Source organism: Streptomyces nanhaiensis (assembly GCF_046614825.1).
In the GTDB taxonomy this organism is placed as follows: Bacteria; Actinomycetota; Actinomycetes; order Streptomycetales; family Streptomycetaceae; genus Streptomyces; species Streptomyces radiopugnans.
The window spans coordinates 119653-134244 of the sequence record NZ_JBKJFM010000004.1 but is presented as its reverse complement, the minus strand read 5'-3'; the positions used below and the strand labels follow the sequence as shown (position 1 = coordinate 134244).

Sequence of the window (14592 nt, the reverse complement as noted above, 5' to 3'; positions counted from 1 at the left end):
GGAGGGGCCGGCCCGGGAGGCGGGCGGCGCCCTGGACGTGCCCGCCGCCGAGCGCGCCGCGGCGGCCCTCGCGTCCCGCCGCCGCCAGATTCCCCCCATGCCGCGCAAGCGGCCCGCGCCGCAGGAGGCGGAGAGCGGCGGGGAGATGTGGCAGGACACCTCCCGCAGGGCGGAGGAGCGTCCGCGGGGCGCCTTCGGCGGCGAGAAGGTGCTCATCGTCGACGACGACATCCGCAACGTCTTCGCGCTCACCAGCGTGCTGGAGCAGAACGGCCTGCAGGTGCTCTACGCCGAGAACGGGCGCGAGGGCATCGAGGTGCTGGAGCAGCACGACGACGTGGCGGTCGTCCTGATGGACATCATGATGCCGGAGATGGACGGGTACGCCACGACCGCGGCGATCCGGCGGATGCCGCAGTTCTCCGGGCTGCCGATCATCGCGCTGACGGCGAAGGCGATGAAGGGCGACCGGGAGAAGAGCATCGAGGCCGGTGCGTCCGACTACGTCACCAAGCCGGTGGACACCGATCACCTGCTGTCCGTCATGGCGCGGTGGATGCGCGGGGAGTGATGTGCGATGGTTCCGTGGTCGGCGGCGTGCCGGCGAAGTGCGACGCATTAGGTGTGGAAATGCAGCAATCGGGGAACCTTCGGGTCTCTCACAGCGTTTCAGGTACGTGCACAGTGACATCTCGGTGACAGGGTGTGGTGGGCCGCGAGGTGGGGCTACCATGACCGGCACAAGAACGGGCGGCGCAAAGGAGTCGTTGCCGGTGGCGGCGTCCAGAGCGCTGCCGGGGCGAGGAGGACGGGCCATGGTGCAGAAGGCCAAGATCCTCCTGGTCGATGACCGACCGGAGAATCTGCTGGCGCTGGAGGCCATCCTCTCCGCGCTGGACCAGACGCTGGTGCGGGCATCGTCAGGGGAGGAGGCGCTCAAGGCGCTGCTCACGGACGACTTCGCGGTCATCCTGCTGGACGTGCAGATGCCGGGCATGGACGGTTTCGAGACCGCCGCCCACATCAAGCGGCGGGAGCGCACCCGGGACATCCCGATCATCTTCCTCACGGCCATCAACCACGGTCCGCACCACACCTTCCGCGGTTACGCGGCCGGCGCGGTGGACTACATCTCCAAGCCGTTCGATCCGTGGGTGCTGCGGGCGAAGGTGTCGGTCTTCGTCGACCTGTACATGAAGAACGTTCAGCTGCGTGAGCAGGCCGCCCTGCTGCGGCTGCAGATCGACGGGCGGCGCTCCGGCGAGGACGGCGACAAGGGGGCTGAGCCCTCGGGCCTCCTGGCCGAACTCTCCGCGCGGCTGGCGGCTGTGGAGGAACAGGCCGAGGCGCTGTCCAAGCACCTGGACGAGTCCTCGGACGCCGCGGCCGTCGCCACGGCCGCGCACCTGGAGCGCAAGCTCACCGGTCTGCGGCGGGCGCTGGACGCGCTGGAGCCGGGCAACGACGGCAGGCCGGCCTCGCTCCCGTCGCAGAACTGACCCGCCGCCAGGTGTGCGAGCGGCCCGACGGGGAGTCACCCCGCCGAGCTCCGGCCGGGTCCCGTGTGCCGCGGGCCGGGCGCGCCCCCGTCCCGCCGACCGCACTGGCGTCCGTGTCTTGAGGGGCTCTCGCGGGTAATCTCGGCACCATGGCCTCACGTACGTCCGGCAAGGCCGCCAAGAAGGCGCCCGCCAAGAAGGCTCCCGCCAGGAAGGCCCCGGCACCGAGGTCTGCCGCGCCCAGGAAGCCGGCGCCCGGGAAGGCGGCGAAGAAGTCGGCGGCGAAGGTCCCGCCCAGACCCGCGCCGTCTCCCACCAATGCCGTCTTCCGGCTGGTCCGGGCCGTCTGGCTCGGGGTCGCGCATGCCGTCGGGGCGCTGCTGCGCGGCGTGGGCCGCGGGGCCAGGGGACTGGACCCGGCGCACCGCAAGGACGGGGTGGCGCTGCTGCTGCTGGGCATCGCCCTGGTGGTCGCGGCCGGCACCTGGTCCAACCTGCAGGGGCCGGTGGGCGATCTGGTCGAGATGCTGGTGACCGGAGCCTTCGGCCGTATGGATCTGGTGGCGCCGGTGCTGCTGGGTGCCGTCGCGGTGCGGCTGATGCGGCATCCGGAGAAGCCGGAGGCCAACGGACGCATCGTCATCGGGCTGTCCGCGCTGGCCGTCGGCGTGCTGGGGCTGGTGCACATCGCCTGCGGTTCGCCGGGGCGCGGTGAGGGCCACGAGGCGGTACGGGACGCGGGCGGCATGATCGGCTGGGCGGTCTCCCAGCCGCTGGTCCTCACCGTCAGCGCGGCCCTGGCCGTGCCGCTGCTGCTGCTGGTGACCGTCTTCGGACTGCTCGTCGTCACCGCCACCCCCGTCAACGCCGTCCCCCAGCGGCTGCGCCAACTGGGCGTGCGGCTCGGTCTGGTGGCACAGGACGCCGATCCCCGCGGCGGGCCGGAGGGTTACGGCGACCGCGACGCGTACGGCGAGGAGGAGCCCCGGCCGCGACGGGCGAGGCTGCGCAAGGACGGCGACGAGGCGTTCCAGGCGGAGAAGGACGCGCTGGACGGCCGGCGCCGCTCCCGCCGCACCCCCCGGGCCCCGCGCACCCCGGACGGCTCCCCGGGCGCGGTGGACGTGGCCGCCGCGGCGGCGGCCCAGCTGGAGGGCGCCGTCCTGCACGGCGTACAGCCCTCGCCGCTGGTCGCCGACCTCACCAGCTCGGTCCGCGCCGAGCGGCACAGCGGGGAACGGCACAGCGGGGAGCGGGAGAGCCCGGAGCGGGAGAGCCCGGAGCGGAAGGAACGGACCGGTTCCGTACCGGACCTGACCAAGGCGCCGGCCGAGCCGCCCGCCGACCCCCTGCCGCCGCGTGCCGAGCAGCTCCGGCTCGCCGGGGACGTCACCTATGCGCTGCCCTCGCTGGACCTGCTGGAGCGCGGCGGGCCGGGCCGTACCCGCAGCGCCGCCAACGACGCGGTCGTGGAGTCGCTGACGACCGTCTTCTCCGAGTTCAAGGTGGACGCCGTCGTCACCGGCTTCACCCGCGGCCCGACGGTCACGCGCTACGAGGTGGAGCTCGGCCCGGCGGTGAAGGTCGAGAAGATCACCGCACTGGCCAAGAACATCGCCTACGCCGTCGCCAGCCCGGATGTGCGGATCATCAGCCCGATCCCCGGCAAGTCGGCGGTCGGCATCGAGATCCCCAACACCGACCGCGAGATGGTCAACCTCGGCGACGTGCTCCGCCTGGCGGAGGCCGCCGGCGACGACCATCCGCTGCTGGTCGGGCTCGGCAAGGACGTCGAGGGCGGCTACGTCACGGCCAACCTGGCGAAGATGCCGCACATCCTGGTGGCGGGCGCGACCGGCTCCGGAAAGTCCTCCTGCATCAACTGCCTGATCACCTCGGTGATGATCCGGTCCACCCCGGAGGACGTCCGGATGGTGCTGGTGGACCCCAAGCGGGTGGAGCTGACCGCGTACGAGGGCATCCCGCACCTGATCACCCCGATCATCACCAACCCCAAGAAGGCCGCCGAGGCGCTGCAGTGGGTCGTGCGCGAGATGGACCTGCGCTACGACGACCTGGCCGCCTACGGCTTCCGCCACATCGACGACTTCAACGCCGCGGTGCGCGCGGGGAAGGTGAAGGCCGCCGAGGGCAGCGAGCGCGAGCTCGCCCCCTACCCGTACCTGCTGGTCATCGTGGACGAGCTGGCCGACCTGATGATGGTGGCGCCGCGTGACGTGGAGGACGCGATCGTGCGGATCACCCAGCTCGCGCGGGCGGCGGGCATCCATCTGGTGCTGGCCACCCAGCGTCCCTCCGTCGACGTCGTCACCGGTCTGATCAAGGCGAACGTGCCGTCGCGTCTGGCCTTCGCCACCTCCTCGCTCGCCGACAGCCGGGTCATCCTCGACCAGGCGGGCGCCGAGAAGCTGATCGGCAAGGGCGACGGGCTGTTCCTGCCGATGGGGGCCGGCAAGCCCACCCGTATGCAGGGCGCCTTCGTGACGGAGGAGGAGGTCGCGGCCGTCGTGGGGCACTGCAAGAAGCAGATGGCCCCGGTCTTCCGCGACGACGTCACGGTCGGGCAGGGCGCGAAGAAGGAGATCGACGAGGAGATCGGCGACGACCTGGACCTGCTGTGCCAGGCGGCCGAGCTGGTGGTCAACACGCAGTTCGGGTCCACCTCGATGCTCCAGCGCAAGCTGCGCGTGGGGTTCGCCAAGGCGGGCAGGCTGATGGACCTGATGGAGTCGCGCGGAGTGGTCGGCCCCAGTGAGGGCTCCAAGGCGCGGGACGTTCTGGTCAAGCCCGACGAGCTGGATGACGTACTCGCGATGATTCGCGGGGAAACTCACTCGTAGGAATGAGCTAGGCAACCGTTTTCCCTGGCAAAACGTCAACGTGAGGAAGCATGCGGTCGGTGTTCACCGACGGGTGGCACGGCCATCCCTATGGCGGACAGACTCCCTCCGCCCGCTTGCCCCACCCTTCCGCACCCCCTCTAGACTGAACACCCAGCAGGTGGCTACACGCTCGAAAGGCGCCCCCGTGTCCATCGGCAACTCTCCCCCAGAAGACCGGCCTTCGGTCGGTCAGGCGATCCAGAAGGCCCGTATCGACGCGCAACTGACGGTGGACGAGGTCAGTGCGACCACCCGTGTGCGCGTCCCGATCGTGCACGCCATCGAACAGGACGACTTCTCCCGATGCGGAGGCGACGTCTACGCCCGCGGCCATGTCCGCACCCTCGCCAAGGCCGTAGGTCTGGATCCGGACGAGCTGGTGTCGCAGTACGACGCCGAGCACGGCGGCCGTCCGGCGCCCACCCCCGCGGCCGCACTCTTCGAGGCCGAACGCATCCGCCCCGAGCCGAGCCGCCCGAACTGGACCGCCGCCATGGTCGCCGCGATCGTGGCCGTGGTGGGCTTCGTCGGCTTCACCCTCTTCAGCGGTGGTGACGAGCCGGCGCGCACCCCGGTGGCTCAGGACGGCCCGTCGCCGGATCCCGCCGGCGAACCCGATCCCGCCAAGCCCGCCGAGCCCGACCCGGACCCGTCCGTCTCCGAGAGCGCCATCGCCGCCGCGCCCGCCGACAAGGTCACGGTCAAGCTGGTCGCCGAGGACGGCAAGAGCTGGTTCTCGGCCGAGGCCCACAACGGGCGGCTGCTGGGGGAGGGCGTCCTCCAGGACGGCGACTCCAGGACCTTCACCGACGACAAGCGGATCGACCTGGTGCTCGGCAACGCCGGCGCGGTCACCCTCTTCGTCAACGGCAAGGAGGTCGACAAGGTCGGCGAGTTCCGCCAGGTACAGCGCGTCAGCTACACCAAGGGGGACCCGGAGCAGGGGTGACAACCCTGGCGGCGGATGGGCCGGGTGGAACGAAGTAGGCTTAAGCCCATGCCCGAACGCCGCACCGTCGCCCTCGTCACCCTTGGATGCGCCCGCAACGAGGTGGACTCGGAGGAGCTCGCAGGCCGTCTGGCGGCGGACGGCTGGGAGCTCGTCGAGGAAGCCGCCGACGCGGACGTCGCCGTCGTCAACACCTGCGGCTTCGTCGAGGCCGCCAAGAAGGACTCCGTAGACGCCCTGCTGGAGGCGAACGACCTCAAGGACCACGGCCGCACCCAGGCCGTGGTCGCGGTCGGCTGCATGGCCGAGCGCTACGGCAAGGAACTGGCCGAGGCGCTGCCGGAGGCCGACGGCGTGCTCGGCTTCGACGACTACACCGACATCTCCGACCGCCTCCGCACCATCCTCTCCGGCGGCGCCCACGTCCCCCACGTCCCCAGGGACCGCCGCAAGCTCCTGCCCATCAGCCCGGCGCAGCGGCAGGGCGCCGCCGTCGCGCTGCCCGGGCACGGGGACGCCGCGGCCGGTCCGGCCCCCGCCGACCTGCCCGACGGGGTGGCCCCTGCCTCGGGCCCGCGGGCGCCGCTGCGCAGGCGGCTGGACAGCAGCCCGGTCGCCTCGGTGAAACTGGCCTCCGGCTGCGACCGCCGGTGCTCCTTCTGCGCCATCCCCTCCTTCCGCGGGGCCTTCGTCTCCCGGCGCCCCTCGGACGTGCTGGGCGAGACCCGCTGGCTGGCTGAGCAGGGGGTCAAGGAGGTCATGCTGGTCTCCGAGAACAACACCTCCTACGGCAAGGACCTCGGCGACATCCGCCTGCTGGAGACGCTGCTGCCGGAGCTGGCCGCGGTGGACGGCATCGAGCGGATCCGGGTGAGCTATCTGCAGCCCGCCGAGATGCGGCCCGGGCTGATCGACGTCCTGACCGGCACGGAGAAGGTCGCCCCCTACTTCGACCTCTCCTTCCAGCACTCCGCCCCGGGCGTGCTGCGCGCCATGCGGCGCTTCGGCGACACCGACCGCTTCCTGGAACTGCTGGACACCATCCGGGCCAGGGCGCCGCAGGCGGGCGTCCGCTCGAACTTCATCGTGGGCTTCCCCGGCGAGAGCGAGGCGGACCTCGCGGAACTGGAGCGTTTTCTGGTCGCGGCCAGGCTGGATGCGATCGGAGTCTTCGGGTACTCGGACGAGGAAGGTACCGAAGCGGCGACCTACGAGAACAAGACCGACCCCGAGACGGTGGCCGAGCGGCTGGACCGCGTCTCGCGGCTCGCCGAGGAGCTGACCGCGCAGCGCGCGGAGGAGCGTGTCGGCGAGACCGTGCGGGTACTGGTCGAGTCGGTGGACGGAGAGGACGGTCCGGTCGGGCGGGGGGCGCACCAGGCCCCCGAGACCGACGGGCAGACGTTCCTCACCGGTCTCACCGGCTCCTCGCGGCTCTCCGTGGGACAGATGGTCGAAGCGAAGGTGGTGGCGACCGAGGGTGTGGATCTCGTTGCCGAGCCGCCCCCGGACGTCGTCTGGGGGTGCTCCGAGAGTAGTGAGGAGGCGGGGGCATGACGGACATCCCGGCCTCAGCAGCGGGTGGTGGAGCCATGGCGCAGCGGAAGACCGCCGCGGTCCGCACGGTGAGCCTGTGGAACATCGCGAACATCCTCACCATGGTGAGGCTCCTCCTGGTGCCGGCCTTCGTGTTCCTGATGCTCGCCGACGGGGGGCACGATCCTGTCTGGCGCGCCTTCGCCTGGGCGGCCTTCTCCATCGCGATGATCACCGACCTCTTCGACGGCGAACTGGCGCGGCGGTACGACCTGGTCACCGACTTCGGCAAGATCGCCGATCCGATCGCGGACAAGGCGATCATGGGTGCGGCGCTGATCTGCCTGTCGGCGCTCTCCGACCTGCCCTGGTGGGTCACGGGGGTGATCCTCTTCCGGGAGATCGGCATCACCCTGATGCGCTTCTGGGTGATCCGGCACGGCGTGATCCCGGCCAGCCGGGGCGGGAAGATGAAGACCCTCACCCAGGGCGTCGCCGTGGGCATGTACATCCTGGCCCTGAGCGGGCCGCTCGCCACACTGCGCTGGTGGGTGATGGCCGCGGCCGTGGTGCTGACGGTCGGCACCGGGCTGGACTACGTACGGCAGGCAGTGGTCCTGCGGCGGGCCGGCCTGGCGGCGGAGCGCGCCGATGAGCGGTGAGCGGGAGGCCGAGCCCGGGCTCGGCCCGGACGGCGGCGCCGACGAGACCAGGCAGATCACCGCGCAGGCGCTGAAGCTGCTGGCGGACCGGGGCCAGACCGTCGCCGCGGCCGAGTCGCTGACCGGAGGGCTCGTCGCGGCCGAACTGACCGCCGCTCCCGGCGCCTCGGCGACCGTACGCGGCTCGGTGACCGCCTACGCCACCGAGGTCAAGCACGAGGTCCTCGGGGTGGACGGGGAACTGCTGCGGGAGCGGGGCGCGGTCGACGCCGAGGTGGCCAGGCAGATGGCGGCCGGCGTCAGACGCGTACTGGGCACGGACTGGGGAGTGGCGACCACCGGGGTGGCCGGCCCCGAGCCGCAGGACGGCAAGCCGGTGGGCAGGGTCTATGTGGCGGTCGCCGGACCGGACGCCTCCGGTGCGGCGGACGCGGTGGACGCGCCGGCCGGGGCGCAGGAGGCGGCCGGGGGCGTCCGCCGCGTGGCGCTGGGACTGAGCCTGGACGGCGACCGGGCGGAGATCCGCGACGGGAGCGTACGGGCCGTCATCCAGTTGCTCTTGAGCGAACTCACGGAAAATGCGCCGGCAAAGGATACGGAACACGGTGGGGGGAATGGATGTTTGCAGCCCTGAGTGAACACAGCATCGCTCCCCGCACGGCCGCGGCCCAAGGCGGTACGGTGGGGCAAGAAGGATCCGGGTCAGCGGTCCTAGGAGGGAGCCACCGATGATTCTGCTCCGTCGCCTGCTGGGTGACGTGCTGCGTCGGCAGCGCCAGCGCCAGGGCCGTACCCTGCGCGAAGTCTCCTCGTCCGCCCGGGTGTCGCTCGGCTACCTCTCCGAGGTCGAGCGGGGGCAGAAGGAGGCTTCCTCCGAACTGCTCGCCTCGATCTGCGAGGCGCTGGACGTGCGGATGTCCGAGCTGATGCGTGAGGTCAGCGACGAGCTGGCGCTCGCGGAGCTGGCGCAGTCCGCGGCGAGCGACACGGTCCCCGCGCCGATGCGCCGTCCCGTTCTCAACCCGGTCACCGTGACGTCCGTCACGGAGCGGTCGGGAGAGCGGGTGACCATCAAGGCGCCGACGGAGGCCGTGGACGTCGTCGCCGCCTGATCGGTACGGTGCGGGCACACCCCGGGAGAGAACCACCACGGGCCCGGCCCGGACGCGTATCCCGCGTCCGGGCCGGGCCCGTGGTGCCGCCGGGTGAGTCCGCGGCCGTGTACGGCGGCGGACCGCGATCCGGCCGTCGTCCGGGCGGATTCGCCGTTCAGAGCGACGGGGGCGGAGGCCCCGCCTGGCACCCGGGGCACCAGTACGCCACGCGCCGGGTGGTGGAGGGCCCGGGCACCCAGGTGCGGACGGTCGTGCCGCAGCGCGGGCACGGCTTCCCCGCGCGGCCGTACACCCACAGGTTCCGGCCGGCACGCACGTCGCCGGTGGTGACGCGGAGCGTACGAGCCTTGTTGACCTCCAGCAGCTTCTTCGCCAGGGCCGTCAGACGCCGGGGGGAGGGGACCTCGCCTATCGGCAGCCAGGGCGTCACCCTGCCCAGGAAGCAGAGTTCCGCGGCGTAGACGTTGCCGATCCCGGCCAGATTGCGCTGGTCCAGCAGCGCCTCGGCGACGGGGCGGGCGGGATCCGCCAGCAGGCGGCTCAGGGCCTCCGCCTCGTCCCAGTCCGGGCCCAGGAGATCCGGGCCCAGATGACCGACGGCCCCGCCCTCGTCGGCGGTGCGCAGCAGTTCCAGGACGGGCAGGCGGTATCCCACGGCCGAGTGGGCGGCGGTGGCGAGGACGGCGCGGATCTGGTGGCCGGGGCCGCCGCTCCACCGCCGGCCGGGTGCGTAGACGCGCCAGGCGCCGTCCATCCGCAGATGGGAGTGGAGCGTCAGACCACCCTCGAAGCGAGTGAGGAGGTGCTTGCCGCGCGCGACGGTCTCCAGCACCCCGCGTCCGGCGAGGTCGACGGTGGCGAGCTTGGGCACGCGCAGGTCGCAGCGGGCGAGGGGCGCTCCCGACAGCGCCCGGTCCAACTGCCGGGCGGTGCGCCAGACGGTGTCTCCCTCGGGCACCCGGCCGCTCCTCTCCCGTCCGCCGCTTTCGGCGTCCGCTCCTCGACCGCTTCCCGCCGCCTCGGCCCCTACGCGTCCCGCGCCGCCTCGGTCCCCACGCGTCCCGCGCCTCCTGCCACGGCGCCGTCACGCCGTCATGCGCGCAACCGCAGCCCGCGCGGAGTCGCGTGGAAGCCCGCGGCCTCCAGGGCGGCGCCGACGGGGGAGCCCAGGGCCGGGGAGCCGTTGACGCGCTCCACGGTCAGGGTGCCCAGCATTCCGCGGTGCGCGGCCCCGGCCAGCGCCTCGACGGCGGCGTTCAGCGACGGCCCCTCGGTCCGCCAGGCCAGCAGCGTCCTGCCACCGCGCTCGAGGTAGAGGACGAGCTCGCCGTCGACCAGCACCACCAGGGAACCCGCCTTGCGGCCCGGCTTGTGGGCCGATGCCGCCCGGCCCGGGCCGCCGTCGGCGGACGCGGCGGGGGAGGGCGGATCGGGCCAGGGCAGGGCGGCGCCGTAGGCACTGGCGGGATCGGCGGCGGCGAGCACGGCGGTGCGCGGACGGGTGCCCTCGGGCTTCTCGCGGGCCGTGCTGATCGCGCGCAGCCGGTCCACCGCGCCGTCCACGGCGAACTGGGCGGCGCCCAGCCCCTCCACCACGTAGCCGCGCCGGGCCTGGCCGCTCTCCTCGAAGGCCGACAGCACGCGGTAGGCGGCCGAGAAGCCGCCCTCGACCCCCTCGGCGGCGACCGCGCCGCGGGTGACCACGCCGTGCCGGTCCAGCAGGGTGCGGGCCAGGGCGTGGGCCCGGTGGGTGGGGTCGGTCTCCCGGTCGGGCAGCAGCGACCAGCGGCCGGCGACCGTCGGAGGGCCGTTCCGGGAGGCGGTGGGACGGCGGGAGGCGCCGGCCGGTGCGACGGGGGACAGGGGGACGGGGGAGCCGTAGCGGCCGCGGGGGGTGCTCCGCCTGGCGCGGTGCGCCGTGGCCCCCGCGGTGCGGCCGGAGCCGAGCAGGGCGCGCAGCGGGGTGAGGGTGTCGCCCGTGAGCCGCCCGGACCAGGCCAGGTCCCACACGGTCTCGGCCAGCTCGGCGTCGGACGCCTCGTGTCCGGTGGCGCGCACCCGGTCGGCGATCTGCCGGAAGAACAGGCCGTACCCGCCCGAGAGCGCCTCCAGGACGGCCCGGTGGAGCGGGGTTGGCTCCAGCGGGAGGGCGTCGGGCAGCAGCAGCGGGGCGCTGTCGGCGAGGTGGAGGCGGATCCAGCCGTCCTTGCCCGGAAGCGCGCCCGCACCCGCCCAGAGGACCTCCCCGGCGGCGGTCAGCTCGTCCAGCATCGCCGGGTGGTAGTCGGCCACCCGGGACGGCAGGACCAGCTTCTCCAGGGCGGAGGCGGGCACTGGGGCGCCCTGGAGCTGTTCGACGGCGCGCAGCAGCCCGTCGACGCCGCGCAACCCGCCGGCCTCGGCCCCCAGGTGCTGCCACTGGGGCAGGAACGCGGCGAGCGAGGCGGGCGGCACCGGCTCCAGCTCCTGGCGCAGCGCGGCCAGGGAGCGGCGGCGCAGCCGCCGCAGCACACCCGTGTCGCACCACTCCTGCTCGATCCCCGAGGGGTGGAACTCGCCCTGGACCACCCGGCCGGCCGCCGCCAGCCGGTGCAGGGCGCCGTCGGCGACCGCCGTGCCCAGACCGAAGCGCCCGGCGGCCCGCGCGGTGGTGAACGGGCCGTGGGTGCGGGCGTACCGGGCCAGCAGATCGCCCAGCGGATCGCCGACGGGTTCGGTGAAGGCCTCGGGCACACCGACGGGCAGCGCCGCGCCCAGTGCGTCCCGCAGCCGTCCGGCGTCCTCGATCGCCGCCCAGTGCTCGCGGCCCGCGACACGGACGCGGATGGCGCGGCGGGCGTGCTCCAGCTCCCTCGCCCACTGCGGCTCGGCGCCCCGCTCGGCCAGTTCGTCGCCGGTGAGCGGGCCCAGCAGGCGCAGTACGTCGGCTACGCCCTCGGCGTCCTTGACCCGGCGGACCCCGTCCTCGCCGGGCAGCCACTGCAACTCGCGCTCCAGCTCGGCCAGGACCTCCGGATCGAGCAGCTCGCGCAGCTCGGCCCGGCCCAGCAGCTCGGCCAGCAGCCGGGAGTCCAGCGACAGCGCGGCGGCGCGGCGCTCGGCGAGCGGGGAGTCGCCCTCGTACAGGTACTGGGCGACGTATCCGAACAGCAGGGAGCGGGCGAACGGGGACGGCTCGGGTGTGGTGACCTCCACCAGGCGCACCCGGCGCGACTCGACATCGCCCATCAGCTCGGCCAGTCCGGGCACGTCGAAGACGTCCTGGAGGCACTCGCGCACCGCCTCCAGAACGATCGGGAACGATCCGAACTCGCTGGTCACCTGAAGCAGTTGGGCGGCACGCTGGCGCTGCTGCCACAGAGGCGTGCGCCGGCCGGGGTCGCGGCGGGGCAGCAGCAGGGCGCGGGCGGCGCACTCGCGGAAGCGGGAGGCGAACAGGGCCGAGCCGCCGACCTGGTCGGTGACGGTCCGCTCCACCTCGTCGCGGTCGAACAGGACGTCGGCGGCGCCGACCGGCGGCTGGTCCGGGTCGTGGTCCGGGGCGTTCGCCGAGCCCGGGGCCGGGGCCGAGCCGAAGTCCGCGCCGAGATCGGTGCCGAGGTCCGCGCCGAGGTCCGCGTCGAGGTCCGCGCCGAGGTCGAAGCCCATCAGATCGGTGTCGGGCAGCCGCAGGACGATGCCGTCGTCGGCGTGCATCACCTGCGCGTCCATGCCGAACCGCTCGCCGAGCCGGGCTCCCAGCGCCAGCGCCCAGGGCGCGTGCACCTGGGCGCCGAAGGGGGAGTGGACCACGATCCGCCAGTCGCCCAGTTCGTCGCGGAAGCGCTCCACGACGATCGTCCGGTCGTCGGGGACGTGCCCGCAGGCCTGCCGCTGCTCGTCCAGGTAGGCCAGGACGTTGTCGACCGCCCAGCCGTCCAGCCCGGCCGCCGCCAGCCGCTCCCGGGCCGCCTCCGGGGCCAGTCCGCCGATCTCGCGCAGGAACGCCCCCAGCGCGCGGCCCAGCTCCAGCGGGCGGCCGAGCTGGTCGCCCTTCCAGAACGGCAGCCGCCCCGGGACGCCGGGGGCGGGGGTGACCAGGACGCGGTCGCGGGTGATGTCCTCGATGCGCCAGCTGGTCGTGCCCAGGGTGAACACGTCGCCCACCCGGGACTCGTAGACCATCTCCTCGTCCAGCTCCCCGACGCGTCCGCCACCCTTCTTCGGGTCGGAGCCGGCGAGGAAGACGCCGAACAGACCGCGGTCGGGGATCGTCCCGCCCGAGGTGACCGCCAGCCGCTGGGCCCCGGGACGGCCGGCGACGGTGTGGGCGACGCGGTCCCACACCAGGCGGGGACGCAGTTCGGCGAAGGCGTCGGAGGGGTAGCGCCCGGCGAGCATGTCCAGCACGGCGGTGTACGCCGACTCCGGCAGCGACGCGAAGGGCGCGGCGCGCCGCACCACCGCGAGGAGCTCGTCGACGTCCCAGGTGTCCATGGAGGCCATGGCGACGATCTGCTGCGCCAGCACGTCCAGCGGGTTGGAGGGGATGCGCAGGGCCTCGATGGCGCCCTCGCGCATCCGCTCGGTGACCACCGCGGACTGCACCAGGTCGCCCCGGTACTTGGGGAAGACCACCCCGGCCGAGACCGCGCCCACCTGGTGCCCGGCGCGGCCCACCCGCTGCAGCCCGGAGGCGACCGAGGGCGGCGACTCCACCTGGACCACCAGGTCCACCGCGCCCATGTCGATGCCCAGCTCCAGACTGGAGGTGGCGACCACGGCGGGCAGGCGTCCCGCTTTCAGGTCCTCCTCGACCTGCGCCCGCTGCTCCTTGGAGACCGAGCCGTGGTGGGCGCGGGCCAGTACCGGCGGAGCGCCCCCCGAGGCTCCCGACCCCCCCATCAGCTCAGCGGGCGAGTGCCCCTCGGGGACGGGCTCGCCGGTGGCCCGCTCGTAGGCGATCTCGTTGAGCCGGTTGCACAGCCGCTCGGCCAGGCGCCGGGAGTTGGCGAAGACGATGGTGGAGCGGTGGGCCTGGACGAGGTCGGCGATCCGCTCCTCCACCGACGGCCAGATCGACGGCCGGTCCCCCTGGCCACCGGGCCCCTCCCCGCCCGCGTCCCGCACCGGCGAGCCGCCCAGCTCGCCCATGTCCGGCACGGGCACCACGACCGACAGGTCGAACTCCTTGCCCGAGGGCGGCTGGACGATGTGCGCGCCGCGCCGGGGCGAGAGGAAGCGCGCCACCTCGTCCACCGGCCGCACCGTCGCCGACAGCCCGATGCGGCGGGCCGGGCGGTCCAGCAGCTCGTCCAGGCGCTCCAGGGAGAGCGCCAGATGCGCGCCGCGCTTCGTCCCGGCCACGGCGTGCACCTCGTCCAGGATCACCGTCTCCACTCCGCGCAGGGCCTCGCGGGCGGCGGAGGTGAGCATCAGGAACAGCGACTCGGGCGTGGTGATCAGGATGTCCGGCGGGCGCCGGACCAGCGCGCGGCGCTCGGCCGCCGGGGTGTCGCCGGAGCGGACCCCGACGCGGATATCGGGCTCGGGAAGCCCCAGCCGCACCGACTCCTGGCGGATGCCCGTCAGCGGGCTGCGCAGATTGCGCTCGACGTCCACCGCCAGGGCCTTCAGCGGTGAGACGTACAGCACACGGCAGCGGCGGGCCGGGTCGGCCGGGGGCGGCGTGGCGGCCAGCCGGTCCAGTGAGGCGAGGAAGGCGGCCAGGGTCTTGCCGGAGCCGGTCGGCGCGACGACCAGGACGTCGCGCTCCTCGGCGATCGCCCGCCAGGCGCCCTCCTGGGCGGCGGTGGGAGCCTGGAACGCCCCCGCGAACCAGGAGCGGGTCGCGGGGGAGAACGCGTCGAGAGCCGGTGACCGGTCCATGGCCTCCATCGTGCACCCCCTCACTGACATCCCCGTACCGGTCCCCCGGCGACGGCCTCG

Annotated in this window: 10 protein-coding genes; 8 read left to right on the top strand and 2 right to left on the bottom strand. The window is 73.6% G+C overall.

Annotation, left to right across the window (positions count from 1 at the left end):
• The 8 genes from ACLIYP_RS02720 to ACLIYP_RS02685 all read left to right on the top strand — a co-directional run.
• Positions 1 to 571 (top strand): response regulator (locus tag ACLIYP_RS02720; RefSeq protein WP_412711513.1); only part of this gene is annotated, 571 nt, incomplete at its 5' end.
• A gap of 244 nt (positions 572 to 815) precedes the next feature.
• Complete coding sequence (locus ACLIYP_RS02715) at positions 816 to 1499, top strand: response regulator (RefSeq protein ID WP_412711512.1); 684 nt, start codon at positions 816 to 818, stop codon at positions 1497 to 1499.
• A 149-nt stretch (positions 1500 to 1648) separates the two neighbouring features.
• A complete protein-coding gene (locus ACLIYP_RS02710) occupies positions 1649 to 4360 on the top strand; it encodes a DNA translocase FtsK (RefSeq protein ID WP_412711511.1) in 2712 nt (903 codons plus the stop codon).
• Between the two features lie 187 nt (positions 4361 to 4547).
• Positions 4548 to 5351 carry a helix-turn-helix domain-containing protein gene (locus ACLIYP_RS02705; protein WP_412711510.1) on the top strand — a complete coding sequence of 268 codons (804 nt, stop codon included), beginning with the start codon at positions 4548 to 4550 and terminating at the stop codon, positions 5349 to 5351.
• Between the two features lie 48 nt (positions 5352 to 5399).
• The gene (rimO, locus tag ACLIYP_RS02700; RefSeq protein ID WP_412711509.1) at positions 5400 to 6908 is read left to right on the top strand and encodes a 30S ribosomal protein S12 methylthiotransferase RimO; all 1509 of its coding nucleotides are present in this window, start codon (positions 5400 to 5402) and stop codon (positions 6906 to 6908) included.
• Positions 6905 to 7549 carry a CDP-diacylglycerol--glycerol-3-phosphate 3-phosphatidyltransferase gene (pgsA, locus tag ACLIYP_RS02695; RefSeq protein ID WP_412711508.1) on the top strand — a complete coding sequence of 215 codons (645 nt, stop codon included), beginning with the start codon at positions 6905 to 6907 and terminating at the stop codon, positions 7547 to 7549. The genes rimO and pgsA overlap by 4 nt, the downstream gene beginning before the upstream one ends.
• Positions 7539 to 8183: a CinA family protein gene (locus tag ACLIYP_RS02690; RefSeq protein ID WP_412711507.1), complete on the top strand. Its 645-nt coding sequence runs from the start codon at positions 7539 to 7541 to the stop codon at positions 8181 to 8183. The genes pgsA and ACLIYP_RS02690 overlap by 11 nt, the downstream gene beginning before the upstream one ends.
• Positions 8184 to 8277: 94 nt before the next feature.
• Complete coding sequence (locus tag ACLIYP_RS02685; RefSeq protein ID WP_093663381.1) at positions 8278 to 8661, top strand: helix-turn-helix domain-containing protein; 384 nt, start codon at positions 8278 to 8280, stop codon at positions 8659 to 8661.
• Between the two features lie 157 nt (positions 8662 to 8818).
• Here ACLIYP_RS02685 and ACLIYP_RS02680 read toward each other — a convergent pair whose 3' ends face one another.
• Both ACLIYP_RS02680 and ACLIYP_RS02675 read right to left on the bottom strand, forming a co-directional pair.
• Complete coding sequence (locus ACLIYP_RS02680) at positions 8819 to 9622, bottom strand: Fpg/Nei family DNA glycosylase (protein WP_412711506.1); 804 nt, start codon at positions 9620 to 9622, stop codon at positions 8819 to 8821.
• Between the two features lie 134 nt (positions 9623 to 9756).
• Positions 9757 to 14541: an Lhr family ATP-dependent helicase gene (locus ACLIYP_RS02675; protein ID WP_412711505.1), complete on the bottom strand. Its 4785-nt coding sequence runs from the start codon at positions 14539 to 14541 to the stop codon at positions 9757 to 9759.
• Positions 14542 to 14592: the final 51 nt, after the last annotated feature.

What these genes read in the sequence shown, in the direction of transcription:
- ACLIYP_RS02675 (WP_412711505.1), bottom strand. Translation starts at nt 14,541, where the DNA reads ATGGAGGCCATGGACCGGTCACCGGCTCTCGACGCGTTCTCCCCCGCG.
- ACLIYP_RS02685 (WP_093663381.1), top strand. Translation starts at nt 8,278, where the DNA reads ATGATTCTGCTCCGTCGCCTGCTGGGTGACGTGCTGCGTCGGCAGCGC.
- ACLIYP_RS02710 (WP_412711511.1), top strand. Translation starts at nt 1,649, where the DNA reads ATGGCCTCACGTACGTCCGGCAAGGCCGCCAAGAAGGCGCCCGCCAAG.
- ACLIYP_RS02690 (WP_412711507.1), top strand. Translation starts at nt 7,539, where the DNA reads ATGAGCGGTGAGCGGGAGGCCGAGCCCGGGCTCGGCCCGGACGGCGGC.
- ACLIYP_RS02715 (WP_412711512.1), top strand. Translation starts at nt 816, where the DNA reads ATGGTGCAGAAGGCCAAGATCCTCCTGGTCGATGACCGACCGGAGAAT.
- pgsA (WP_412711508.1), top strand. Translation starts at nt 6,905, where the DNA reads ATGACGGACATCCCGGCCTCAGCAGCGGGTGGTGGAGCCATGGCGCAG.
- rimO (WP_412711509.1), top strand. Translation starts at nt 5,400, where the DNA reads ATGCCCGAACGCCGCACCGTCGCCCTCGTCACCCTTGGATGCGCCCGC.